This window comes from Halorussus salinus, from assembly GCF_004765815.2.
GTDB lineage: Archaea > Halobacteriota > Halobacteria > Halobacteriales > Haladaptataceae > Halorussus > Halorussus salinus.
The window spans coordinates 489,268-512,652 of the sequence record NZ_ML974127.1; the positions used below are offsets into that span (position 1 = coordinate 489,268).

The window sequence follows — 23,385 nt, forward strand, 5'->3', positions numbered from 1 at the left end:
GGACTACCGCAAACACCAGTTATTACCGCGTGTAGCGCCACTCGAACCGCATGAACGACCGACGAGACTACCGTTCTCCGGGAGGCCACCGACCGTGACCGACCGAATCCGCGTCGGCGCGGACGTGGGCGGCACCTTCACCGACGTTGCGTTGTTGACCGCCGACGAGCGCCTCGTCACCGCGAAAGTCCCCTCGACCGACGACCAGAGCGAGGGCGTCCTCGACGGCATCCGGAAGGCCTGCGAGACGGCCGACCTCGACCCCGCCGCCATCGACGACTTCTCGCACGCGATGACGGTCTCGACCAACGCGCTGCTGGAGTCCGACGGCGCGCGGACCGCGCTCGTCACGACCGAGGGATTCCGCGATGTGCTGGAAATCGGCCGACAGGACCGCCCCGCCCTCTACGATTTGGACGCCGAGAAGCCCGACCCGCTGGTCCCGCGCCGCCGACGCTTCGAGGTCGAGGAGCGCGCGACGCCCGAGGGAATCGACCGCGTTCCCGACCCGCAGGACGTGCGCGACCTCGCGGACCGAATCCGCGAGACCGACGCCGAGAGCGTCGCGGTCTCCCTGCTCCACGCCTACGCCGACCCCGGCAACGAGGAGACCGTCGCCCGAATCCTGCGCGACGAGTTGGACGCGCCGGTCTCGGCCTCCCACGAACTCCTCGCGGCGTTCCGGGAGTACGAGCGCACCGCGACGACCGTCGTGGACGCCTACGTGACGCCGAAAATCGACGCCTACCTCGGTCGATTGGTCGAGCGCGCCGAGTCGGCGGGTCTCCCCGCACCGCTCGTGATGCAGTCGAACGGCGGCATCGCCGACGCCGCGACCGTCCGCGAACACGCCGTGACGACCTGTCTGTCGGGTCCCGCCGCGGGCGTGGTTGGCGCGGACGTAACCGCGAGGCGAGCGGCCGCGAGAGACGACAGTGCGGACGCCACGTCAGAAGGAGCGGCGGACTCGTCGGGCCTCGTCACGTTCGACATGGGCGGGACCTCCAGCGACGTGAGCCTCGTCCGTGACGGCGAGGTTGAGCGCACGACCGAGGCGAAAATCGCCGACCGGCCGGTCGGCGTCCCGATGGTGGACGTGACGACCGTCGGCGCGGGCGGCGGGAGCGTCGCGTGGGTGGATGCGGGCGGCGCGCTCCGCGTGGGGCCACGGTCTGCGGGCGCGACCCCCGGTCCGGCCTGCTACGGGAAGGGCGGGACCGAACCGACCGTCACCGACGCGAACGCGGTGTTGGGGTATCTCGGCGGCGACACCGCGCTCGGTGGCGAACTCTCCCTACACCTCGACGCGGCGCGCGAGGCGCTGGCGGACCTCGCCGACGAGGCCGACCTGTCGGGACCGGTCGAGGCGGCCCGCGGCGTCTACCGCGTGGCGAACGCCAACATGACCCGTGCGGTCCGGGCGGTCACGGTCGAGCGCGGCCACGACCCGCGTAACTTCGCGCTGGCGGCGTTCGGCGGCGCGGGACCGATGCACGCCGCGGCGCTGGCCGACCGCCTCGACGTGGGCCGGGTCGTGGTGCCGCGGGCCTGCGGCGTCCTCTCGGCGTTCGGCCTGCTGGCGGCCGACGAGACCCGCGACGCGGTTCGAACCTACCGGACGCCGCTCGCCGACGCCGATTCCGAGAGCATCGAGGAGGTCCTCGGGGAACTCGCCGACGAGGCCCGCGCGGACCTGCGGAACCCCGACGCCGCCGCAATCGCCCGAGAGGCCGACCTCCGGTACGCGGGCCAGAGCTTCGAGCTATCGGTGGCGGTCGGCGACGAGTTCGACCCGGCGGGGATGGCCGAGCGGTTCCACGACGTTCACGCGGCCTCCTCGGGCTACCGGATGGACGAGGAGGTCGAACTCGTCGGCCTCCGGGTGCAAGCCACCGTCGCGCGCGAGACGCCCGCGGTGGCCTACGAGAGCGCGGGCGAGGCGCGCGTCGGCGAGCGCGAGGCGACCTTCGGGGGAGAGGTCCGCGAGACGCCCGTCTTCCGCCGGGAGGCGCTCGCGGCCGGGCGCGAACTCGCGGGACCCGCAATCTGCGAACAGGACGACAGTACTGTGGTCGTGCCGCCGGAGTGGCGCGCCGAGGTACAGGCCGATGGGACGCTGGTGCTGGAACGGGAGGGCGAAAAATGACCGATACCGACGATACTGACACCACCGACGACGCCGACACCACCGACGACGCCGACATCGACTCCGTGGAACTCGAAATACTCCGGAATCAGTTGGAGAGCGTCGCCGAGGAGATGGGCCGCGTCCTGATTCGTGGCGCGTACTCGCCGAACATCAAGGAGCGCCGGGACTGCTCGACCGCGCTGTTCGACGCCGCGGGCCGGATGGTCGCGCAGGCCGAACACATCCCGGTCCATCTCGGCGCGATGCCCGAGGCGGTCGAAGCCGTGCTGGACCGCGACCCCGAACCCGGCGACACCTTCGTCGTCAACGACCCCTTCGCTGGCGGGACCCACCTGCCCGACGTGACGCTGGTGTCGCCGCTCGCGCCCGACGAATCCGACGGCGAAATCGTCGGCTACGCGGTCTCGCGCGCCCACCACGCCGACGTGGGCGGGATGAGTCCCGGAAGCATGCCCGCCGGTGCGCGAGAGATTTATCAGGAAGGTCTGCGCCTCCCGCCGGTCCGCCTCGTCGCGGGCGGCGAGGTCGTCGAGGACGTGCGCGACCTCCTGCTGGCGAACGTCCGGACGCCTGACGAGCGCCGCGCGGACCTGCGCGCCCAACTGGCGGCTAACGACCGCGCCGAGGAGCGCGTCGGCGAACTGCTGGCCGACCACGGCGACCGCCTGCTGGCGGCGTTCGACGCGGTGAGAGACTACTCCCGCGAGCGCGTCGAGACCGAACTCCGAGCCCTGCCGGACGGCCGGTACTCGGCGACCGATTTCTTGGAGGGCGACGGCGTGAGCGACGAGGACGTGCCCGTCGAGGTGACGGTCGAAATAGACGGAGCCTCACTATCTGTCGATTTCGCGGGCACTGCCGACCAAGTGGCGGGCAATCTCAACGCGCCGCTGGCGGTCGCCAAGAGCGCGGTCTACTTCGTCGTCCGGTCGGTCACGGACCCGGAGATTCCGCCGAATCACGGGTGCTACGCGCCGGTGTCGGTCAGCGCGCCGGAGGGGTGTCTGCTGAACCCGTCCGCGCCCGCCGCGGTGGTCGGCGGCAACGTCGAGACCAGCCAGCGCGTGACCGACGCGGTGTTCCGCGCGCTCGCCGAGGCGGTGCCCGACCGCGTGCCAGCGGAGGGACAGGGCACGATGAACAACCTCATCGTTGGTAGTCGGTCCGGCAACTTCACGTACTACGAGACCATCGGCGGCGGGTCCGGCGCGCGCCCGAGCAAGGACGGCATGGACGGCGTGCAGGTCGGGATGACCAACACGCTGAACACGCCGGTCGAGGCGCTGGAAGCGGAGTATCCGCTCCGAGTCGAACGCTACGCGCTCCGGTCCGACAGCGGCGGCGACGGCCGCCACCGCGGCGGACTGGGACTGGAACGCTCGGTCACGGTCGAGGAGGCCGCCACCGTCTCGCTCCTGACCGAACGCCGCCGTCACGCGCCCCAAGGTCGGGCGGGCGGCGAGGAGGGCGCGCTCGGGGCGAACCTCCTCGGCGGCGAGCGCGTCGGCGCGAAGACGACCCGCGAGGTCGAGGCCGGGACGACCGTGACGGTGCTGACGCCGGGCGGTGGCGGCTACGGCGACCCGAGCGAGCGCGATTCGGACGCGAGAAAGCGCGACCGCGAGGACGAGAAGGTCGGCGACCGCGAGTAGTCGTTGAAGCTATCATTTTCGTTCACCAGCGAACGCTCGGCCAATCACCCGCCGTTTGGGTGGACTGAAAGGGGCCGCACGCTCGCGTGCAGTGTAGTCGTCTGACCGACCGCTATCCGGAGCGAGCGGTTGCGCGGCGCTTCGCGCCGGATTTGCGAGCGGTGGAACCGCGAGCAAGGGAGCGGAGGATATGTCGGTCAGCGACCGCGAGCGTGCGGGGGCTTTCTACGACCCCGACTCCGACTCCGACCTCGACTCCGACAGCACCGACAGCACAGACGACGATTCCGGAGGCTGAGAACGCAACAACGACAGCACAGCCACGGACTCCGACGACCGAGACCGCAATTGTGACTTCGAGTCCGACGACCGAGACCGCATTGCGACTTCGAGTCCGACGACCGAGACCGCACCGCCGACGACGACGGAACCGACTCGGAGACACCCGAATAGCCACCGGAAGGCAGAACCACTAAGTTATCAATCCTGCAACCTACCCTCGTGGACCGTGATACCGTACGCCCCGTCGTACTCGCGCTGTTGGCAGTCGTCGCTATCGGCATCGCCGCCGCGACGCTGAACTCCGCGGTCGTCACCGACGGCTCGGGCGGGTTCGGCGTCGGCCAGCCGAGTTCCGACGCGGGCGCACCGAACGGCAGTCAGCCCAGTTTCGAGTTGGGCAACCAGTCGTCGAGCGGCGATGTCGGGCCGCCGCTGGACCTCCCGTGCTACCCGGTACTCGATACGTGGTGGGCCATCGGGCTTCTCCTCGCGGGGTTCGCGGGCGGCGCGTACGTCGCCTACCGGCGACTCGGGGGACTCGGCGTCGTCGCCTACGCCGGGCCGGTGGGCATCCCGCTCCTGTTCGCGCACGCCATCCTCACCGTCTGTAGCGACCCGGCACCGGAGGCGACGAGTGCGTTCTTCGACCGAGGGAACGTCTCGCTCGTCCCCGAGGGCGGGAGCGGCGTGCCCGGCGGTTCGACCGGGACGAGCGTCACCGACCCCTCCATCCTCCTGCTGGCCGGACTCGGGGTCGCGCTCGTGGCCGCCGTCGCGCTCCTGTTCGTCTCCTCAAGCGGCGAGGAGCCCGACGAAGACGACGAGTTCGCCGACCCCGGCGACGAGACCGACGTGCGCGCGGTCGGTCGGGCCGCGGGCGAGGCGGCCGACCGAATCGAGACGACGACCGACGTGGACAACGAGGTGTTCCGCGCGTGGCGGGAGATGACCGACCACCTCGACGTGCCCAACCCCCAGTCCAGCACGCCCTCGGAGTTCGCGGCCGCCGCGGCCGAGGCGGGCATGGCCCGCGAGGACGTGGACCGACTCACGACGCTGTTCGAGGAGGTCCGGTACGGCGGCGAGTCGCCGACCGAACAGCGCGAGGAGCAGGCGCTCGACGCCCTCCGACGTATCGAACGCGAGTACGCCGGACGGGCGGAGATGTTCCGCGACGACTCCGGCGATTCCGAGGAGAGCGACGCCGAGTCGGGAGGTGACGACGAATGAGCGAGCAAAACAGCCACCCGATTCTGACGACCATCGGCGTCGTCGCGGTCACGGTCGGCCTGCTGATGCTGTTCGTCCCCGGCTTCGCGGCCGCCATCGGCACCGGCTACGCCGCCGTCACCGTCGTCGGTCTGTTGGCGCTGATGCAGGCGTTGCGCGTCGGTCGCTCGCGGATGGCGACCGAACTGGACGCCGCCGAGACCGACGACGTGGAGACCGTCGAAGCGATGCCCACGCCCGGCGACGAGTTCGACCGGGCGGTCGCCGAGTTGCGCTCGGGACCGCGCCGGAACCTCATCCGCGAGCGGGCCGACCTCCGCGAGACGCTCGAAACCGCGGCGCTGACCGCCGTCGCCGACCGGGAGAACTGCTCGCGCGAGGAGGCCCGCCAGCGCGTCGAGGCCGGGACGTGGACCGACGACCCCCACGCCGCGGCACTCCTCGGCGGGGACGACGCCCCGTCGCCGCCGCTGTTCGACCGGCTGAAGATAGCCGCCAGCACCGAGTCGCCGTTCCAGTACCGGATTCGCCGGACCGCCGACGCCGTCGCCCGGAAGGCGGGCGTCGAACCCGGCGACGTGACCACGGCAGACGACGCGGGTGGGGGAAGCGAATCGGACGGGAGCGACAACCGATTCGGTGGCGGGACGACGGACGCCGCGTCGGGTGACCGCGATTCGGACGCCTCCGCGAACGAGAGCGCCGGTTCGACCGACGCGACCGCCCGGAGCGACGCGACTGCCGACCGAGGGAACGCGAGTCCCGACGACGCGGACCGAACGGAGGCCGGAGCGTGAAGTCGATTCGTCGGACGAACCGCTGGCGGGGTATCAGCGGCGTCGCTCTGCTGGCGGGCGCGCTCGGCGTCCTGTTCAGTCGGCCGCTCGTCCTGCTGTCGGGCGTCGTCGGCGTCGCGTTCGCGGCTTACGCCCGGACCGCGGGCACGCCCGACCCGTCACTTGACGTGACCCGAACCGTGAGCGACGACGAACCCCTGCCCGGCGACGAGGTGCAGGTGCGGCTCACCGTCGAGAACGTCGGCGACTCGATGCTCGCGGACGTGCGCGTCGTGGACGGGGTGCCCGAGGCCCTGCCGGTCGTTTCGGGGTCCGCTCGGCTCGGGACCGCGCTCCGACCCGGCAAGTCCGCGACGCTGACCTACGCGGTCGAGGCCGAGCGCGGCGACCACGAGTTCGACCCCGCGACGGCTATCGTTCGGGACTTTAGCGGTGCCATCGAGGTCGAACAGGAGGTCGGCGACGAGACCGCACTCCGGTGCGTCCCGAAGCTGGGGACGACCGTGGACGTGCCCCTGCGTACTCAGACCACCCAGTACACCGGCCGAGTCACGACCGACGCGGGCGGGTCGGGCGTCGAGTTCCACGCGACCCGCGAGTACCGGCCGGGCGACCCCATCTCGCGAGTGGACTGGAACCGCCTCGCGCGCACGGGCGAGGTCACCACCATCGACTTCCGCGAGGAGCGCGCCGCGAGCGTGGTCGTCCTCGTGGACACCCGCGAGAAGGCGTATCTGGCTCGGGACGCCGAGTCGCGCAACGCGGTCCAGTACGGCGTGGACGCCGCGGGCAAGCTGGTGACGAAGCTACTGGACGCGGGCGACCGCGTGGGACTGGCCGCGCTCGGTCCCAAGTCGTGCTGGCTCGCGCCCGGCGCTGGCCACGACCATCAGGCCCGCGCCCGGAGTCTGCTGGCGACCCACCCCGCGTTCGCGCCGACGCCCGGCGACGGGATGTTCTACCCGACGACGCGGCTCAAGCAGATTCGCAAGCGCCTGCCCGCCTCGACGCAGGTCGTGTTCGTCACGCCGCTCTGTGACGACTTCGGGCCGGAAGTCGCCCGGCGGCTCGACGCCGAGGGCCACCTCGTGACCGTCGTCAGCCCGGACCCGACCGCGACCGACACTGCGGGCCAGCGGTTCGCCCGGACCCAGCGCAAGCACCGCGTCTCGGAGCTTCGACAGGCCGGGGTTCACGTCGTGGACTGGGACGTAGACGACCAGCTGGGCGTCGCGTTGGCTCGGATGGCGAGAGTGACAGGAGGTGTCGCGTGATGAGCGACACCGACTGGTGGAAGAGAGTGACAGGAGGTGTCGCGTGACCCGCGAAATCGACCGCTCGCCCGCCCGTCTCTCGTCGGCGCTCGCGGTCAGCGCGGCCGCGCTCGCGGCGGGCACCAGCGCGCTCACGACCAGCACGGCGCTCGCGGTCGGCGTCGCCGGACTCGCCGTCGTCGCGCTCGGCGTCGTCCGCGGCTCTCGGCGGGCCATCACGCTCGGCGCGACGGCACTGCTCGTCGCCGCGTTAGTCGGCGGCCTGTTCTCGGGAGCGCCGTATCTCCTCTTGCCGGGCATCATCGCCACGGTACTCGCGTGGGATTTCGGCGAGCAGGCCATCAACGTCGGCGAACAGTTGGGCCGCGAGGCCGACACGACCCAACTGGAGATAACTCACGCCGCGGGGAGTACGGTCGTCGGCGTCGGTGCCGGGGCGCTGGGCTACGGCATCTATCTGGTCTCGTCGGGCGGCCAGCCGGTGCCCGCGCTCGTGTTCCTGCTGTTGGCCGCGGTAGTGCTGACCTCGGCGCTCCGGAACTGAGTGGGTCGCGGACTACTCCGCGACTCCTCGGGATGTTCCGACTGCTTCCCGGAGTCCGACGCCCGCGAGGAAGCCGACCGTCCCGACGACCGCACCGTACGTTCCCGCCGCGAACAAGAGGAGTCCGAGCGCGAACGCGACCGACGGGTCCCCGACGGCGGTGCTCGTCGACGTGAACGCGAACCCGACCGGCACGAACTGGATGGCTGCGATGAGGCAACTCACGAGTAGACCGCTGTTGTAGTAGCCGTGTACCGCCGCGCCGACAAACGTACTCGCGCCGACCGATGCGAGATAGAGATTCGGTCGGTACCAGTCGGGGAGGGTTCCGAATCGGACCACGGCAAAGGGTATCGAATAGAAGACCGCGAGCGCCAGCGCGAGCGCGACTGCTCTCAGTGCGTGTGTCCTTCGTCTCCCGAGGAGGGAAGCACGTACGGGACGGGTCTTCGCCGACATTTTCTCGGGCTATTCGGCCCCGAACCCTATAGTTTAGGACTCTGTAACGTACACCTGCGGCGTCCCCTGCTACCGCTGTAATCGAAGCCGTCGCAACTGGCGCTCGACCTTCCGGGCCTGCTCCTCGGCGTTCGGGTCGAGGTCCGAGAGTTCGGGTCGTTCGCCGTTCTCCTCGTCGGTCCCGGACTCCGACTTCTCGCCTGCCTCCCCCGCGGCGTCTTCGTCCATACCTCGGGTTGGTCGCCGAGTTGATATAAAAGCGAGCCAAGCGGAGTGAAAGTGAAATACGAGTCAGTTCCCGCCTGCCTCGTCCAAGGCTTGCCGGAGGTCCCGAAACAGGGCCTCGTACTCGCCGGGCGTCAGCTCGTCCTCGATTTCCGCGAGCTGGTTTCGAACGTCTCGCAACTCCGCCTCGATTCGGGCTCGGGTACCGACCTGCGCTTTCTCGCCGCCACGTATCGTCGGGTCGTTCCGACAGGTCACGAGCCGGTAGTACCGCCGGAGGAGTCGGTTGTACGTCTGTCGCCTGACGAGTCTGCCCAGAATCGTCCGGACCTTCCGCTCGGTGAGTGGCCGACGAACGCACTCGTCGAATCCGAGTTCGAGTACTTCGATGTCGGCGTCCGCCGAGAGAACCACTCCCGCGGGTGCCTCGATACCGCGCTTGCGAAGCTTCGAGACTAGTTCTTCACCGGGCATGTCCGCGCAGTGTCGGGGAATCAGTATCGCGTCCACGTTCGCGTCGGCGAGGGCAAGCGCGGTCTCGCCGTCGTCGGCGGTCGTTACGTTCGCACTCGACAACCACCCGGTACACGCCTCCGTGACTTCGCCGACTAACAGCGCGCTTGAGTCGCGGGCGCAAGCGTCTGCCGTCGTCTGCGGTTCGGCACCCATTTCGATTCAAAGTAGTAATTCACCCCGGCATATATTTTATTCATACTTTTTAATATCCGAACCGTTGTTTACACTCTTCAGGAAAGTACCGATATGTGATGGTTTCGCCGCCCCGGTCGCGCTCCTACTCCACCGTCGGCACCGGCACGTCGTCCAGCACGCGGTCCACGACGGAGGACTTCGAGACGTTGTTGACCTGCGCGTCGGGCGTCAGGACCACGCGGTGCGCGAGGACGGGGTGGGCCACGCGCTTCACGTCGTCGGGAGTGACGAACTCCCGGCCGTTCATCGCGGCGTAGGCGCGGGTCGCCTCGAAGAGGCGTTGAGTCCCGCGCGGGGAGACGCCGACCTGCACGCGACGGTCCTCGCGGGTCTCGCGCGCGACGTTCGCCATGTACTCCAGCAGGTCGTCGTCCACGCGGACCTCCTCGGGGACCGCGCGGAGTTCGGTGACGAGTTGCTCGTCCAGCACGGTGCCGACCGACGGACTCTGCTCGCTCCGGCCCGCGCGTCGGCGCAGGAGTTCGTACTCGCCCTCGACCTCGGGGTAGCCGATGGAGGACTTGACCGCGAAGCGGTCCACCTGCGCTTCGGGCAGGGGGAAGGTTCCCTCCTGCTCGACGGGGTTCTGCGTGGCGATGACGAAGAACGGCTGGGGGAGGTCATGTGTATCGCCGTCCACCGTCACTTGGCCCTCCTCCATCGCTTCCAGCAGGGCGGCTTGGGTCTTGGGCGGCGCGCGGTTGATCTCGTCGGCGAGGACGACGTTCGCGAAGATGGGACCCTCGTTGAACTCGAACTCGCGGTCCTCCTCGTTGAACACGTGCGTTCCGGTCACGTCCGCGGGGAGGAGGTCCGGCGTGAACTGGACCCGCGAAAAGGAGAGGCCGAGCGCCGACGCGAAACTTCTGGCGGTCAGGGTCTTGCCGGTGCCGGGCACGTCCTCCAGCAGGGCGTGTCCGCCAGCCATCGCGCCCAAGAGTACGGTTTCGAGGAACTCGCGGTCGGCGATGACGGCGCTTCCGATGGTGTCGAGGACGGCTTCGCACTGCTCGTTCGCCTCGGTTACGTCCATACGCTCCTCGGTGGCGGCCCGCCCGCTTGAAGGTGACGGTAAGCTGACTGAAGCGTTCGGAATCGAAATCACTAAGTCCGAGAGGGCAGTAGGGTGGAGTGAGCCGAGGTAGCCTAGCCTGGCCAAGGCGGTTGCTTCGAGAGCAACTGTCCTCTACGGACACAGGCGTTCAAATCGCCTCCTCGGCGCTTTTCCAATATTCCACTCTATCAGTTGCTGTTATTGCTATTTTCGAGTGAAAATCTTCGTGGAGAGTCATTCAGCCCCGCACTGTAGTCGAAATAGTCAAGTAAGACTGGCTTCGAACACTTGCTGTGGCCGAGGAGTACGACCACCGAACTGCCGTCACGCGACTCGAAGTCGAGGAGCGCGACCGGCGACTCCTCGAAGAGACGATAGACCAGTGGCGTCAGGGATGCCAGATAGCGACGAATCTGGCGTGGGATTCGTGCGACGGCAAGCGAGCGATTCAATCGCTTGCCTACGACGACATCCGCGAGCGGACCGGCCTGAGTAGCCAGCACGCGGTTCTGGCCACGCATCAAGTCGCAGAAGCGATTTCGACGTGTCTCGAACAGCGCGAGAAGGGAATCGGAACCTCGAAACCCCACTTTACGGCCCCAACAGTCCGATACGACGCCCGGACGATGACGCTGTTCGAAGACGGGTCAGTGTCGCTCACGACCGTCGAGAGTCGCGTTCGGTGTGACCTCGCACTTCCCGACGACTCGGACGGCTATCAGTTCGAATATCTGGACGACGAACGTGGGAACTGACCGAAAGTACCCTAACAGTTCGGGACGGCGACTTCTTCCTCCATCTGGGCTTTCGCCGACCGTCGAAATGCGCCGACGACACCGCCGAGAACGGAGCGGTTCTCGGGGTTGACCTCGGCGTCGATAATCTCGCGGTCACGAGTACGGCCGCGTTCTTCTCCGGTCGAGAACTCGACCATCGGCGTCGCCAGTTCGAAAAGCGCCGTGGGCGACTCCAGCAAGTAGGGACCCGGAGTGCACGTCGAACACTGAAGCGGGTCGGCGAGCGCGAGCGTCGATACGTCCGAGATTATCTCCACTGCGTCGCCAAAGGAATCGTCGCCGAGGCCTGGAAGTACGACTGCGGGACCATCGCCTTCGAGGACCTGACCGACATTCGCGAAACGCTTCCCGAGGCGAACTGGTTTCACCTGTGGGCGTTTCGACGACTCCACGAGTTCGTGGCCTACAAAGCGAGCGACTTCGGTATCGAGACGGTCGAGGTAGACCCCGAGTACACGTCTCGCCGATGTTCGGAGTGCGGTCACACCTCGGAGCGAAATCGCCCTCGGCGAGACCATTTTCGTTGTCAGAACTGCAAGAACGAAGCCAACGCCGACTACAACGCGGCGAAGAACGTCGGATTGCGGTGTGTCCGTCGCGGCCTTCAGTCGTCACGGCGGACGGGCGTCGGTCGATGCGCCCTCAAGTCCGGAACGCTGACGCCGACCGGGGGATTCACCCCCTACCCCGACGGGTTCGAGGCCGAGTTCGCGGACGAGTCCCTCGCGGACAGTTGATATCTCCTTCTCGGCGTTTTCGATGCAGGAGCTTCATTTAAAACAGGAACATGAAATTGTGGACTCCGAGGAATCCGTACCAGACCGCGGCCGAGGAGTACGTCACGACCCGGAACGCCGCCGGATACCCGTCGGGTGCCCACGAGTCGGGGACCAGTCGGGCGACGGCCTCCCCGCTCTCGGCCAGCAGAGCGACGCCGACGACGGCGAGAACGACGGTGACGAGGACGCCCTCGACCATCCCGAACTCGCCCATCAGCGTCCGCGTGAGCCACATCGACTCGTACACGTCGTCGCGGAGCGAGAGGACCGTCACGGTGCTGACCGCGTCGAGGAGTTTCCCGACGACGAGGAGTACGAGCAGGCCGAGTCGGTCCGCGCCGACCGCGAAGCGACCGCCGCCGACGGCGAAGGTCGAGGAGCTGTTCGACACGACGCCAGCGACGCCGCCGTCGGCCTTTGTTATGGACCGGAAATACGGCGGGTAATCGCGGGCCAATCGGAATCAGGCAGTGGTTGCGGAGAGTAACGACTCGCTACGCTCGCTCAGTTGAGTCGCCAGAGTTCGTAGTTGAGCGCGGTGGCGAATCCGACCCACAGCAGGTAGGGGACCAGCAGGGCCGTCGCGCGCCGGTCGATGCGGGCGAACGCCGCCATCGTCGCCAGAATCGTCGCCAGCAGGACGAGGATGACGACCAGTCCGCCGAAGATGGCCTGCGCGCCGAAGAACGTCAGCGTCCACGCGGCGTTCAGGACCAACTGGACGCCGAAGACCCCGAGCGCGACGGTGCGGAGTCGGCCCTCGTCGCTTTGCCAGACGAGGTACAGCGCGACGCCCATCAGCAGGTAGAGCGTGGTCCAGACCGGGCCGAACAGCCAACTCGGCGGCGTAAACGCGGGCTTGGCCAGCGTCGGGTACCACGTCGCCACCTCGTCGGCCGTGAGGATGGAGGGGACGATTCCGGCGAGTTGGCAGACGAGGACGCTTCCGACGAGGAGTGTCCAATCGACCCCCTCGCCGTCGCCGCCGCGCAGGGTTTCGGTGACGTTCATGAGTCCCTGTAGGACGCCGAGGAGGAAAGAGATGGAGGGTCCGGGAAATCGTGGTCGGGTATCGGAACTTTCAGCACCGGTCTCCTCGTTGCTGTCGGTATGTCACCGACCGTGGACGACCTCCGAAACGAGATTCGGACCGCAGTGGGCCGGTACGAGCGCGTCGAATCGACCGGCTTCACCAAGGAGGCGCTCGCCGCGATTTGCGAGGCCGTGGACTACGAGGCGGAGACGAACCGCCGTCCGTCGAAGTCCCGGATGCGCGCCGGGATTCTGTGGAAAGTCGGCGAGTTGGAGAGCGACGACCCCGAGGAGGCCCCGAGTTCGTTCCGGAAGGCGGAGTTGGAGGCCATCGCCGAGGCGCTTCGAGACGAGGAGTGACACGCGAGAATTGTAACGACGTATTGGATAACGAGACCGCCGAAAACGTCGCAGTGAACGCCTCGAAAGCCCCCGCCCGCTCGCGGTCGCTGAACGACATCTCCGACGGACGTAGTTGCGTCGGAGAGAGGTCGCTCAGACGACTACACTGCACGCGAGCGGGCGGCCCCTTTATCCCACCCGACAGTGGTCTATTCGACCGAGCGTCTGCCGGTGGTTTGACCGGTCGAGCGTTCGCTGACCTGTCTGGTCGAGTGCGTCCCGTCGTCTGCGTCACCGAGCGTCCGCCGACCGGCGGGTCGTCGGCCCGCCGGTCGGCTCGCGCGTCCGGAACGGACCGCTATCGAAGTGTTCGAGGTTCCGCTACCGTGTTAGGGAAATGAAAAATATTGCTTTTGAAACGCTACGTCTGTGTCGGGGCGTCAGTCGTCGGCGGGCGCGGGGTCGGCCTCGTCGTCCGCCACGAGGAGGCGGTCCAGCGCGTTCACCATCGCGGTGACGCTGGCGCGGGTGATGTCGCCGTCGCTGGCCCGGACCGTCACCGAGCGGTCTCCTCGGGACATCTCGACTTCGACCGTGACAACCGCGTCCGTGCCGCCGGTGATGGCGTCCACGTGGTAGGAGTCGAGGTCGGCCTCGGCCGCGACGGCCGCCGAGTCCCGCGAGTCCGAGACCGCTTCGCGGACCGCGCTGACCGCGGCGTCCACCGGGCCGTCGCCCGTGCCGCTGGCGATTTGCTCGTCGCCGTCCACGTCGAGGCGGACGCTGGCGGTCGGTTGCGGCCCGCCGCTGGTCGCGGTGAGTTCCAGTAGCGTGATGCGCCGGTCGCGCTCGCGGCCCCGCACGTCGTCGGCGATGGCGAGCAGGTCGGCGTCGGTCACGCGCTTTTCCTGCTCGGCGAGTCGCTGGACGCGCGCGACGACCGCCGCGAGTTCGTCGTCGCTGACCTCGACGCCGTGTTCGGCGAGGGCGGCCTTCGCGCCCGCCCGGCCGGTGTGCTTGCCGAGGACGAGGCGTCGCTCCCGACCGACCTTCTCGGGCGGGTAGGGTTCGTACATCCGCTCGTCCTTCAGCGTGCCGTCGGTGTGGATGCCCGACTCGTGGGCGAAGGCGTTCTCGCCGACGACCGCCTTGTTCGGCGCGAGGGGCACGTCGGTCGCGTCGGCCACGACCCGCGCGAGGTCGTACAGTTCGGTCGTCTCCGCGGTCTCGACGCCGTAGCAGTGGTCGAGCGCGATGGCGACCTCTTCTAAGGCGACGTTGCCCGCGCGCTCGCCGACGCCGTTGACCGTGGCGTGGACGAGGTCCGCGCCCGCCGCCACGCTGGCGAGGGCGTTCGTCACCGCGAGGCCGAGGTCGTCGTGGGTGTGCGTGCTGGTCGGCCCCAACTCCGTGAGCCGCGAGACCGCCTCGTAGGCCCGCTGGGGACCGGTGTGGCCCACCGTGTCCGCGAAGCAGAACCTGTCGGCTCCGGCGTCGTGGGCGGCCTCGGCGAGTTCTTCGAGGAACTCGAAGTCGGCCCGCGAGCCGTCCTCGCCGATGACTTCGACCCAGAGGCCGTGGTCGCGGGCGTACGCGACCAACTCCTCGGTCGTTTCGACCACCTCGTCGCGCGAGGAGCCCACCTTCTCCTCGACGTGGCGGTCGCTGGCGGGGACGACGAGGTTCACGCCGTCCACGTCGCAGTCGAGCGCGAGGTCCACGTCGCGCTGGACGCCGCGCGCGAAGCTGGTGACGCAGGCGTCCAAGCCCAGTCCCGCCACGCGCTCGATGGTCTCGCGCTCGCCGTCGCCGGTGCAGGCGCTCCCGGCCTCGACGACCGAGACGCCCGCGCGGTCGAGCGCGGTCGCTATCTCGGCCTTCTCGGCGGGGGTGAGCGAGACGCCCGGCGCTTGCTCGCCGTCCCGGAGCGTCGTGTCGAGAAGTGCCACCTCGCGGTCCGCGAGTCGCCGGTCGCGTTCGCGCCGGTCGGTCCGCTCTCCGTCGCGGTCGCGTCGTTCCGCGCGTTCTCCGTCCTGTGCGTCGCCGTCTGCGGGAGGTGTGTTATTCGGGGAACCCCCGAATAAATCGTTCACTGGCCATGATTGACCACGCCGTCCCTTTCACGGGGGAGTAGTTAAGGGGGCCTTTGTGACAGGCCGGTCTGTCGGACCCGAATCCGTCTGTTCAAGTATATTACCTCCCATCGTGTTGTAACGGGTATGGAGAACGTCGTTTCTCGAAAGAGTGACGAGGAACTCGTTCGCTTCGCGCTGGCGAAGTACCGTCACGGTGAGGTCGGCATGCGCGGGGCCGCCGACATCGCGGGACTGAGTATCGCCGAGATGATGACGGAGGCCAACGAGCGCGATGTCCGCCAGAACTACGACGAAACGGACCTCGAATCCGACGTAGCGAATCTCGGCAATCGGACGTAGAGTAAGGGCTGACCCTACTCGCTCGCGTCGGCCGTCGGCCGGTCCGCCGCCACCGGAACCTCCCACGCGAGGACGGCCAGCGAACCGGCTACCAGCACTCCTCCGGCTATCGCCAGCGCCAGCAACGGCGACGAGAAGTCCGAGACCGCGCCGCTGGCCAACTGGAACGGAATCACGGTCAGGCCGCTGACCATCGCCATCGCCGACAGGACCGTCGCCCGACCCAGCGACTCGGTGCGGTCGTTGACGTACTGGCTGGCCAGCGCGCGGGTGGTGTCCGCGATACCGCGCGCGAGCAGGAGAACTGGAAGCGCGAGGACTGGAACCAGATACATCCCCGCCAGCGCCGCGCCGACCGCGAACGGGAGAACGAGGAACCACGTCCGGAGACCGATTCGCTTCTTGATGGCTCCGGCGTAGTAACTGACGGCCGCGCCGACGAGGCTTATCCCGGCGTAGTACCAGCCCAGTAGCGACTCGACGCGGCCCGGCGCGACGCCGAGGTCTATCACGACGGTCTCGAAGATGGGCTGGACGAACATGAAGACGAGATAGAGGACCGCGGCGAACAGGACGTAGTAGTAGACCACGAACGCTCGAATCCGCCGGTTCGTCACGGTCTCGCGGACGATGCGGACGCTCCGGCCGAGCGAGAGGTCCTCGTCGTCGGTCTCCTCGTAGGTCTCCGAGTCCGACAGCGACAGCAGGACCGGAAGCCCGAGCGCGGTGACGCCCGCGGCGACGAAGAAGGGGTACGCGAGGTCCACGCTCCCGAGGTAGCCGCCGACGACGGCCGCGACGACGCCCGTCAACAGCGAGACCGACTCGCCGCGCCCGCGGACGTGCGAGAAGCGGTCCTCCGAGAGGTCGTCGGTCAGGGTGTCGTAGAGCCACGCGTCCTCGCTCCCCGACCGGAAGTTGTAGCCCATCGACCAGCAGACGTAGAGGCCGAGGAGCGCGGGGAACGACTCCGCGAACCCGATGGCGACGAGCGTCGCCGCGATGACGCCGGTCCCGACCAGCAGGCTGTCGCGCCGCCCGATGCGGTCGCCGACGTAGCCGGTCGGCACCTCGCCGAGGACGGTCGTGACGTTGTAGGCCGCTTCCAGAAGGGCGATTTGCGTGAACGACAGCCCCTGCGCGAGGAAGTAGAGATACATCACGGGGCGGTAGAACTCCACCGCCTTCGTCGCCTTGTAGAGGTAGTACTTGAACACGGCCGACTCGGGGAGTCGCCCGGAGCGCCCACGTTCGGTCATCTGCCGGAAGGACGTTCGTGGCTCCTGATATGTCCTGTTAAGACCGAATCGGGCGAGTCGTAATAATTCGGCCGAGTCGGCCGCTATCGCCGTACGCTTATATTCGACGCCGCACAACCCACTGGCGATGAAGGAGACGCCCACCGGAACCCCGGTCGGCGTGGACGACCCCTACGACCACGCAGGGGTCTGTGACCACCTCACCGACGAGGGCAAGTGTCGCTACGCCTTCGAGCATCCGGAGCAGGACCCCGAGTTCGCCCGCGAACGTCGCCGTGACGAGTTGCGGTGTCCGGCGGCGGACCCCGACGGGGATTGGGACTGGGAGGAGTGCCCCCACTACCGATGCCGGAACCGTGAGCGCGAGTGCGTCCGGTGCGGACTCGGCGAGCGCCGGATGGCCCACTCGGACGAACGGCCACTCCTCGAAGAACACCATCTCTCGTACGCCAGCGAGGGCGAGACGCTCGGCCACGAGATTACCGTCCTCCTCTGTCGGTGGTGCCACGCGAAGGTCCACAAGTCGTGGGCGCGCATCGACGACGACGCGAACCCAGACCCCGAGGCCATCGCCGAGAAGGAGGGCCGACGCTCGCGCGAACAGCGCGAGGCGGGGTTCGAGTCGGCCGCCGAGCGGTTCGACGTGGGCGACGCGGACGACGGCGACGAGTAACGAACCGACGACGAGTAGCGAACCGGTCGGCGACGAGATACCGGCCGCCGGAGAGCGGGCCACCCGCCGGACGGCGGTGGCAACAACCCTTATTCGCGTGCCTTCCCTTCCACGCACGTGACCGACGACTCGACCTTCGACAGGCGTTCGTTCCTTCGGCGGGCGAGTGGCGCAGGACTGGCGGGATTCTCCGGATTGACCGGATTCGGGTTCCGCGCGCGAGGAGTGGACGAAAGCGAGACGACCGGCGGACTGGCCGACGCAGACCAGCGCCGTGACACCAGCGAGGACCGGGACCAAACGGGCGCTATCGACTACTTCGAGGCCGTGCTTCCGGTGGGAGACGTGCTTCGTTCGGACCTCCTCTACCGCATCGTCGCGGTCGGCGACCCGATTCAGCCCGGCGTGCGGCCGCCACCCCGCTGTTTCCCCGAGGAAGAGAAACAGTGGCGCGCTCGGGACGCCCTCGTGGTGAAACCGACAGAGACGACCGGACTCTTCGGCGACGGGGACGGTATCGGCGCGGTGAACCGAACGCGGGTCCACCTCGAACGGCCGGTCGAACCCCGGACGCTCTACCGCATCTCCGGCGGCGAGTACTGCGGCGACCACGCGACGGTGACGGTCCACGAACTGCCCGAACGACTCCGGGAGTACACCGAGAAGGAGCGAATAGTCAGCTTCTTCGAGGACTCCTCGAACAGCGAGACGACCGGAAACGGAACTGCGGGCAACTGAATCCCCGAAAACCGCATCTCTGAGAACGGACGGTCGGCCGGGGTGGGCACCCGAAGAGGCGAGTTCTTTTCTCGCTCACCGACGGACGTGAGCTATGAGTCACGCGACCGAACTCGGCCACGTCCACCTCAAAGTCCGTGACGTAGACCGAGCGATAGCGTTCTACCGCGACGTGCTGGGCCTCGACGTGACCGAGCGCGTCGGCGACTACGCCTTCCTCTCGTGGGGCGAACAGCACCACGACCTCGCCTTGCAGGGCCTCGGCGACGACGCGCCCGGCCCCGGCCGCGGCGTCGGTCTCTACCACGCCGCGTTCGAAGTCCCGGACGCCGACGCGCTCTCCGAGACGTACCGACGACTCCGCGAGCGCAGCGTCGAGGTCTCGCCCGTGGACCACGGCATCAGCAAGGCGCTGTACTTCGACGACCCGGACGGGAACGGACTGGAGGTCTACCTCGACACGCGCGCCGCGACCGACCGCGAGGAGTGGGGCGGCGAGAACTCCCGGTTCGACCCCGAATCGCTCGGTCGATAGCGTGACCTCCGGTCGCGTCTTCGAACTGCTTTTGTGGGCCTACTCACTACGCTCGGGCAATGACTCGCATCGTCGTGGTGGACAACCACGGGCAGTTCACGCACCTCGAACATCGCGCGCTCCGGGACATGGGCGTCGAGACCGAAATTATCGACAACACGACTCCGGCGGAAGACATCGACGCCGACGGACTCGTCCTCTCGGGCGGTCCCGACATCGAGAATATCGGCAACTGCGCCGACTACCTCGACCTCGACGTGCCCGTGCTGGGCATCTGTCTGGGCATGCAGGTAATCGCCGACGAGTTGGGCGGCCGAGTCGGCGAAGGCGAGTACGGCGGCTACGCCGACGTGACCGTCGAGATTCTGGACGAGGAGGACCCGCTGGTCGGGTCGCTCGCGCCCGAGACCCGCGTCTGGGCCAGCCACGCCGACGAAGTCAAGGAGGTCCCCGAGGGATTCACGCGAACCGCCCGAAGCGACGTGTGCGGCGTCGAAGCGATGGCCGACCCCGACCGCGACCTGTACGGCGTCCAGTGGCATCCCGAGGTCGCCCACACCGAGGAGGGCGAAGAAGTGTTCGAGAACTTCCGCGCGATTTGCGAGTGACCGCTGGAGCGACGAATCGCCGGAGCGCCGAACCGCTGAACCGTTGAACCGCCGAACCGACGAGCTATCAGAATTTTTATCTAGCGAACGCCGAGTAGTATCTTTTATCCTTCCCGGACGAAAGACCCGAGTATGACAGCGACGCAGGGCGACCTCGCCAGCCTGTCGCGGTACATCTTCCGCGCGCCGCAGTGGTACGCCAGCGTGGCGTTCGCGCTGGTCATCGCGGCGGTCGCGGGCGTCGGTGCGTTCGACTCTCGGTTCGTGCTGGAAGACGCGTGGCAGGGAGTCTTCTTCATCGGCGTCCCCACCGTCGCCGCCAGTCTCCTGACCACGCCCGTAGACCGCTACCTCGGCGGCCAGTTGACCTACAACCGGTCGTCGCTGCTGGCGCTGACCTGCGAGGGCATCATCGTCGCCATCATGGCGGCGGCGGGAGCGATAGCGGTCCTCACACCGAAACTCGGCCAGCAGTTCGTCTTCGACGCGCTCATCGTCGGCGTCGCCTCGGTGTTCGCGCTCCGCCTGCTGGTCGTGATGGCCGTCTCGGGCCGGTCGGTCCTCGTCGCCGCGATTCCCGCCAGCATCCAGACCGCCGTGGCCGCCCTCCTCTTTTTCATCTACAGCGGGACGATGAAGTACCTCTACGTCGGCGGCGGGCCGCTCGTGGAGGTCGTCTTCATGCGCGCCGACGAGGCACCGCCGGAACTCGGCGTCATCGTCCCGGTGGATTTCGCCCTGCTGGGCGTGATGTGTCTCATCTACGGGTCGGCAGTCTGGGCGTTCGTGAAGTTCATCGACCGGCCGTGGGAGCGGAGTCTCGGCGTGAGCGTCCTCGATTTCCTCCGGGGGTTCATCGGCCACATCGCCGAGGGGACCAACGAACTGGAGGGCTTTTTCGAGGAGATCGGCGAGGAGGCCGTGGTGCCAGTGACGGTTCTCTCCTTTCGGAGTGCCGACGACCACAGTGAGAAGGCCCGATTCGTCCTGCCGATGATTCACCCCGGACCGATGGGGGAAATCGGCGGCGGCAACCTCCCCGAGCGCGTCGCCGAGTCGGCCGAGGGCGTCGCGTTCCCGCCCCACGCGACTGCGGGCCACGACTTCAACCTCGTCACCGAGAACGAGGTCGAGACGCTCATCGACACCGCCGACGACGCCTACGAGGACATCGAGTACCACGACACCGCGACTCGCGCAGTCCGCGTGCAGGAAGGCGACGCCAAGATGATGGGGCAGGCGTTCGGCGACGACGCCCTGTTGGTCGCGACCTACTCGCCGGAGTTCGCCGACGACGTGGAGTACGCGGTGGGTCTCTCGGCGGCCGCGGAGGCCCGCTCCGCTGGCGTCGAGGACGTGATGCTCGTGGACGCACACAACTGCAACAACGGACTCGAAGGCCCGGACCTCGGCCACGTCTACCCCGGTAGCGAGCGGTCGTTCGAGATGATGCAGGCCGCGGGCGAGACCGGCGACGAACTCGCGGTCGCCGAGCAGGCCCCGGTCCGGATGGGCGTCGCGTGGGACGAGACCGACTGGGAACCGCTGGACGGCATCGGTCCGCTCGGCGTGCGGGTCTCGATTCTGGAGGTCGGCGACCACCGCACGGCCTACGTCCTCGTGGACGGCAACAACATGGAACCGGGTCTGCGCGACCGCATCGTCGCGCGACTGACGGGTGAGGGTGGCGATGGCGACGGCGAGGCCGGTGGGGACCCTGCACCTGCCGCCGTGGCGGCCGACGGCGCACGGCTCCCCCGAATCGACGCGGCCGAGGTCATGACCACCGACACCCACGTCGTCAATCAGGTCGAGGCGTCGAATCAGGTCGGCGAGGCCATCGACCGAGACGAACTGGTCGCGCTCGTGGACCGACTCGTCGCCGAGGCCGACGACGACCTCGAACCGGTCGAGGCGGGCATGGCCAGCGAGCGCGCCGAGGTGACGGTGTTCGGCAACGACCGGACTGAGACGCTGGCCAGCCACGCCAACGCGGTCATCTCGATGGGTGCCGCGCTGGCCGCGACGGTCATCATGGCCGCGATGGCGGTGAGCCTCCTCATCTTCTTCCTCGCCTCGTCGTGAGTCGGTGCGACGGGACCGCGGCCCGAAAGGGAACTCCGAGCGTGACGACGCCGATTCCGGAAGCGGAGAAACGTTTAACAGTTAGTTAAACCAATGTCCGGTATGAAAAATCGGCGGCTCGTTCCGGTGGGGGTGGCTGTCGTCGGGTGTGCGGCCATCGTCGTCGGCGTGTATCAGGGCCTGATACACGTCGCGCCGGGATACGAGGGAACCATCGTGTCCGGGTGGGGCGGCGACCTCAATCACGAAGAACTGCTCCTCGCGCAGTTGGGGGCGGTCGGCGTCGGCGGTGCGGTCGCCGCGACTCGGTGGAAGCGCGCGGCGACCGTCCCACTCGTGACGGGGGGTATCGTCCTGTTCTACGCGCTCCGAGCGGTAGTCGGTCTGTTCCTGTCGCCGACGAGACCGCTCTATCGGGAGTTCTCGCCTCCGGCCCCCGGCTTCGAGGGCGAGACCGTCGTGTTCGTCCTCGGTGCGGAGCCGTTCCTGCTCGCGGCTGGTGGACTGTTGCTCGCGGGGAGCGGTATCGCGGGGCTGAGACGGCGAACCCCCGGCGAAGAAGGCGACGGGACGACGCTCCTCTCGTCGCAAGCGTAGCCCTCTCCGAGAGGGTCCCGCCGTAGAATCGGCCGGGTCGCTCCCGCCGCGGAATCGGCAGAGTCGAACTTCGGGAGGGCCACCGGACTCGACGCTCACTCCGGATTCGATTCGTAGTCGTCGCCGACCTTCACGGCGAGGGCGTCCTGCCGGGCGTCGAGCGTGACTTCCTCGAACTCCCGAATCTCGCCGTCGAGGCTGAACGTCACCGACTCGCCGTCGCGGCTCTCGAAGTCGAGGCGTCGCGCGTGGAGTTCCGTCACGTGGTCGGTCTCCCACTGGAAGACGCGCTGTTCGACGTACTCCACGAGCGCGTCGTGGGGCGGGAGCGACTCGATGACCGCCACTTCCAGCAGGCCGTCCTCGGCGTCGGCCTGCCCGCCCTCCTCGGCGAACTTCCGGGCGTTGCCGACCAGAATGGCCTCGGCCTCGCCGACCCACCGGGCGTCCGCGCCGTCGTCGCGCACGGCGTCGATTTCGACCCGGAGGCCGTCGAAGTCGATGGCCTCCTCGATGCCCGCGACGACGAACGCGACGGGACCGAGGCTGTTCTTGCGCTCGTGGGTCGCCGCGGCGCTCGCGTCGGCGGGTAGGCCCGCGATGGCCGAGAGGAGGAACGGCTCCTCGTCGGCGACGCCGAGGTCGAGGCGGCGGGTCTCGCCGTCGTCGGCGACCTCGAAGCCCGACGCGAGGTCGGCGATGCCGAGGTCCCCCGCCAAGAAGTTCTCGGTCCCGGCGGGAATCACGCAGAGAGTCACGGAATCGAGCGCGTCCGCTCGGACGAGACCCTGCACCACCTCGTGGAGCGTGCCGTCGCCCCCACAGACCGCCAGCGTCTCCACGCCGTCGGCGGCGGCCTCCTCGGCGAGGAGGGTGCCGTGGCCCGCGCGCTCGGTCTCCACGACCGGGAAGTCGTACTCGTCGGCGAGGTCGCGGACGCGCTCGACGTGGGTGCCGCCGCCGCTGGTCGGGTTCAAGACGAGTCGGCGGTCGGTCTCGCGGGTCATGCCTGCGCTACGTGCCAGTCGCGTAAATGCTCGGAGGCCGAGGAGTCCCGCCCTCGATAGGTCCCTCGGGCGAGACCTCCGGGAGGAAGTCGTCGCCGAGCGCCCTCCTCGGCGTGTCAGT

The 23,385-nt window shown here is 68.3% G+C and carries 23 protein-coding genes, 1 tRNA gene and 1 pseudogene; 16 read left to right on the forward strand and 9 right to left on the reverse strand.

Annotated features, from left to right (window positions below; all coding sequences use genetic code 11):
- Positions 1–94: 94 nt before the first annotated feature.
- The 6 genes from EPL00_RS02460 (at position 95) to EPL00_RS02485 (ending at position 7,928) form a co-directional block, all read left to right on the forward strand.
- Positions 95–2,146 (forward strand): hydantoinase/oxoprolinase family protein, encoded by a 2,052-nt coding sequence (locus EPL00_RS02460; protein ID WP_135852000.1) that lies wholly within the window; start codon positions 95–97, stop codon positions 2,144–2,146.
- Positions 2,143–3,801 (forward strand): hydantoinase B/oxoprolinase family protein, encoded by a 1,659-nt coding sequence (locus tag EPL00_RS02465; protein ID WP_135851999.1) that lies wholly within the window; start codon positions 2,143–2,145, stop codon positions 3,799–3,801. The genes EPL00_RS02460 and EPL00_RS02465 overlap by 4 nt, the downstream gene beginning before the upstream one ends.
- A 501-nt stretch (positions 3,802–4,302) precedes the next feature.
- Entirely contained in the window at positions 4,303–5,313 is a 1,011-nt protein-coding gene (locus EPL00_RS02470) for a DUF4129 domain-containing protein (protein WP_135851998.1), read from the forward strand.
- Positions 5,310–6,110 carry a DUF7269 family protein gene (locus EPL00_RS02475; RefSeq protein WP_135851997.1) on the forward strand — a complete coding sequence of 267 codons (801 nt, stop codon included), beginning with the start codon at positions 5,310–5,312 and terminating at the stop codon, positions 6,108–6,110. The genes EPL00_RS02470 and EPL00_RS02475 overlap by 4 nt, the downstream gene beginning before the upstream one ends.
- Positions 6,107–7,384: a DUF58 domain-containing protein gene (locus EPL00_RS02480; RefSeq protein ID WP_135851996.1), complete on the forward strand. Its 1,278-nt coding sequence runs from the start codon at positions 6,107–6,109 to the stop codon at positions 7,382–7,384. Before EPL00_RS02475 ends, EPL00_RS02480 begins: the two co-directional genes overlap by 4 nt.
- A 43-nt stretch (positions 7,385–7,427) precedes the next feature.
- Entirely contained in the window at positions 7,428–7,928 is a 501-nt protein-coding gene (locus EPL00_RS02485) for a DUF7519 family protein (RefSeq protein ID WP_238398109.1), read from the forward strand.
- Positions 7,929–7,940: 12 nt separating this feature from the next.
- Here EPL00_RS02485 and EPL00_RS02490 read toward each other — a convergent pair whose 3' ends face one another.
- The 4 genes from EPL00_RS02490 to EPL00_RS02505 all read right to left on the reverse strand — a co-directional run bounded on the left by EPL00_RS02490 (position 7,941) and on the right by EPL00_RS02505 (position 10,356).
- Positions 7,941–8,270: a hypothetical protein gene (locus tag EPL00_RS02490; RefSeq protein ID WP_135851994.1), complete on the reverse strand. Its 330-nt coding sequence runs from the start codon at positions 8,268–8,270 to the stop codon at positions 7,941–7,943.
- Positions 8,271–8,456: 186 nt separating this feature from the next.
- Positions 8,457–8,615, reverse strand: coding sequence for a hypothetical protein (locus EPL00_RS02495; protein ID WP_162224130.1), 159 nt, complete (start codon positions 8,613–8,615; stop codon positions 8,457–8,459).
- A 63-nt stretch (positions 8,616–8,678) separates the two neighbouring features.
- Complete coding sequence (locus EPL00_RS02500) at positions 8,679–9,281, reverse strand: response regulator transcription factor (protein WP_135851993.1); 603 nt, start codon at positions 9,279–9,281, stop codon at positions 8,679–8,681.
- A gap of 124 nt (positions 9,282–9,405) precedes the next feature.
- Positions 9,406–10,356 carry an AAA family ATPase gene (locus tag EPL00_RS02505; protein ID WP_135851992.1) on the reverse strand — a complete coding sequence of 317 codons (951 nt, stop codon included), beginning with the start codon at positions 10,354–10,356 and terminating at the stop codon, positions 9,406–9,408.
- A gap of 102 nt (positions 10,357–10,458) precedes the next feature.
- Between EPL00_RS02505 and EPL00_RS02510 the strand changes: the two genes are divergently transcribed.
- Positions 10,459–10,544, forward strand: a tRNA-Ser gene (locus tag EPL00_RS02510).
- Between the two features lie 126 nt (positions 10,545–10,670).
- Positions 10,671–11,911 (forward strand): annotated as a pseudogene (locus tag EPL00_RS02515) (RNA-guided endonuclease InsQ/TnpB family protein).
- Between the two features lie 37 nt (positions 11,912–11,948).
- Here the strand turns inward: EPL00_RS02515 and EPL00_RS02520 are convergent.
- Both EPL00_RS02520 and EPL00_RS02525 read right to left on the reverse strand, forming a co-directional pair.
- Positions 11,949–12,344 (reverse strand): hypothetical protein, encoded by a 396-nt coding sequence (locus EPL00_RS02520; RefSeq protein WP_135851991.1) that lies wholly within the window; start codon positions 12,342–12,344, stop codon positions 11,949–11,951.
- A gap of 113 nt (positions 12,345–12,457) precedes the next feature.
- Complete coding sequence (locus EPL00_RS02525) at positions 12,458–12,964, reverse strand: TspO/MBR family protein (protein ID WP_135851990.1); 507 nt, start codon at positions 12,962–12,964, stop codon at positions 12,458–12,460.
- 99 nt (positions 12,965–13,063) lie between these two features.
- On the opposite strand from EPL00_RS02525, the gene EPL00_RS02530 reads away from it, so the two are divergent.
- The gene (locus EPL00_RS02530) at positions 13,064–13,345 is read left to right on the forward strand and encodes a hypothetical protein (RefSeq protein ID WP_135851989.1); all 282 of its coding nucleotides are present in this window, start codon (positions 13,064–13,066) and stop codon (positions 13,343–13,345) included.
- A gap of 422 nt (positions 13,346–13,767) precedes the next feature.
- Here EPL00_RS02530 and EPL00_RS02535 read toward each other — a convergent pair whose 3' ends face one another.
- Positions 13,768–15,276 carry an alpha-isopropylmalate synthase regulatory domain-containing protein gene (locus EPL00_RS02535; protein ID WP_135851988.1) on the reverse strand — a complete coding sequence of 503 codons (1,509 nt, stop codon included), beginning with the start codon at positions 15,274–15,276 and terminating at the stop codon, positions 13,768–13,770.
- A 270-nt stretch (positions 15,277–15,546) separates the two neighbouring features.
- Here EPL00_RS02535 and EPL00_RS02540 point away from each other — a divergent pair, with 270 nt between their 5' ends.
- Complete coding sequence (locus tag EPL00_RS02540; RefSeq protein ID WP_135851987.1) at positions 15,547–15,762, forward strand: UPF0175 family protein; 216 nt, start codon at positions 15,547–15,549, stop codon at positions 15,760–15,762.
- A gap of 14 nt (positions 15,763–15,776) precedes the next feature.
- Here the strand turns inward: EPL00_RS02540 and EPL00_RS02545 are convergent, their stop codons facing one another.
- Positions 15,777–17,021, reverse strand: coding sequence for an MFS transporter (locus EPL00_RS02545; protein WP_202932530.1), 1,245 nt, complete (start codon positions 17,019–17,021; stop codon positions 15,777–15,779).
- A 127-nt stretch (positions 17,022–17,148) separates the two neighbouring features.
- Between EPL00_RS02545 and EPL00_RS02550 the strand changes: the two genes are divergently transcribed.
- From EPL00_RS02550 to EPL00_RS02575, 6 genes are all read left to right on the forward strand, one after another.
- Complete coding sequence (locus tag EPL00_RS02550; RefSeq protein ID WP_135851986.1) at positions 17,149–17,694, forward strand: DUF7097 family protein; 546 nt, start codon at positions 17,149–17,151, stop codon at positions 17,692–17,694.
- A gap of 117 nt (positions 17,695–17,811) precedes the next feature.
- The gene (locus EPL00_RS02555; RefSeq protein WP_135851985.1) at positions 17,812–18,432 is read left to right on the forward strand and encodes a hypothetical protein; all 621 of its coding nucleotides are present in this window, start codon (positions 17,812–17,814) and stop codon (positions 18,430–18,432) included.
- 94 nt (positions 18,433–18,526) lie between these two features.
- A complete protein-coding gene (locus tag EPL00_RS02560; protein ID WP_135851984.1) occupies positions 18,527–18,967 on the forward strand; it encodes a VOC family protein in 441 nt (146 codons plus the stop codon).
- Positions 18,968–19,026: 59 nt separating this feature from the next.
- The gene (locus EPL00_RS02565) at positions 19,027–19,575 is read left to right on the forward strand and encodes a GMP synthase subunit A (RefSeq protein ID WP_135851983.1); all 549 of its coding nucleotides are present in this window, start codon (positions 19,027–19,029) and stop codon (positions 19,573–19,575) included.
- 132 nt (positions 19,576–19,707) lie between these two features.
- Positions 19,708–21,660, forward strand: a complete 1,953-nt coding sequence (locus tag EPL00_RS02570) for a DUF2070 family protein (RefSeq protein ID WP_135851982.1) — start codon at positions 19,708–19,710, stop codon at positions 21,658–21,660.
- 102 nt (positions 21,661–21,762) lie between these two features.
- Positions 21,763–22,257 (forward strand): hypothetical protein, encoded by a 495-nt coding sequence (locus EPL00_RS02575; RefSeq protein WP_135851981.1) that lies wholly within the window; start codon positions 21,763–21,765, stop codon positions 22,255–22,257.
- 95 nt (positions 22,258–22,352) lie between these two features.
- On the opposite strand, the gene EPL00_RS02580 is transcribed toward EPL00_RS02575, so the two are convergent.
- Positions 22,353–23,264 carry a diacylglycerol/lipid kinase family protein gene (locus EPL00_RS02580; RefSeq protein ID WP_135851980.1) on the reverse strand — a complete coding sequence of 304 codons (912 nt, stop codon included), beginning with the start codon at positions 23,262–23,264 and terminating at the stop codon, positions 22,353–22,355.
- Between the last annotated feature and the right edge of the window lie 121 nt (positions 23,265–23,385).

Coding starts and splice junctions, on each gene's coding strand:
- EPL00_RS02545 (WP_202932530.1), bottom strand. CDS start 17,021: ATGACCGAACGTGGGCGCTCCGGGCGACTCCCCGAGTCGGCCGTGTTC.
- EPL00_RS02540 (WP_135851987.1), top strand. CDS start 15,547: ATGGAGAACGTCGTTTCTCGAAAGAGTGACGAGGAACTCGTTCGCTTC.
- EPL00_RS02550 (WP_135851986.1), top strand. CDS start 17,149: ATGAAGGAGACGCCCACCGGAACCCCGGTCGGCGTGGACGACCCCTAC.
- EPL00_RS02465 (WP_135851999.1), top strand. CDS start 2,143: ATGACCGATACCGACGATACTGACACCACCGACGACGCCGACACCACC.
- EPL00_RS02495 (WP_162224130.1), bottom strand. CDS start 8,615: ATGGACGAAGACGCCGCGGGGGAGGCAGGCGAGAAGTCGGAGTCCGGG.
- EPL00_RS02530 (WP_135851989.1), top strand. CDS start 13,064: ATGTCACCGACCGTGGACGACCTCCGAAACGAGATTCGGACCGCAGTG.
- EPL00_RS02525 (WP_135851990.1), bottom strand. CDS start 12,964: ATGAACGTCACCGAAACCCTGCGCGGCGGCGACGGCGAGGGGGTCGAT.
- EPL00_RS02560 (WP_135851984.1), top strand. CDS start 18,527: ATGAGTCACGCGACCGAACTCGGCCACGTCCACCTCAAAGTCCGTGAC.
- EPL00_RS02500 (WP_135851993.1), bottom strand. CDS start 9,281: ATGGGTGCCGAACCGCAGACGACGGCAGACGCTTGCGCCCGCGACTCA.
- EPL00_RS02505 (WP_135851992.1), bottom strand. CDS start 10,356: ATGGACGTAACCGAGGCGAACGAGCAGTGCGAAGCCGTCCTCGACACC.
- EPL00_RS02580 (WP_135851980.1), bottom strand. CDS start 23,264: ATGACCCGCGAGACCGACCGCCGACTCGTCTTGAACCCGACCAGCGGC.
- EPL00_RS02575 (WP_135851981.1), top strand. CDS start 21,763: ATGAAAAATCGGCGGCTCGTTCCGGTGGGGGTGGCTGTCGTCGGGTGT.
- EPL00_RS02570 (WP_135851982.1), top strand. CDS start 19,708: ATGACAGCGACGCAGGGCGACCTCGCCAGCCTGTCGCGGTACATCTTC.
- EPL00_RS02565 (WP_135851983.1), top strand. CDS start 19,027: ATGACTCGCATCGTCGTGGTGGACAACCACGGGCAGTTCACGCACCTC.
- EPL00_RS02475 (WP_135851997.1), top strand. CDS start 5,310: ATGAGCGAGCAAAACAGCCACCCGATTCTGACGACCATCGGCGTCGTC.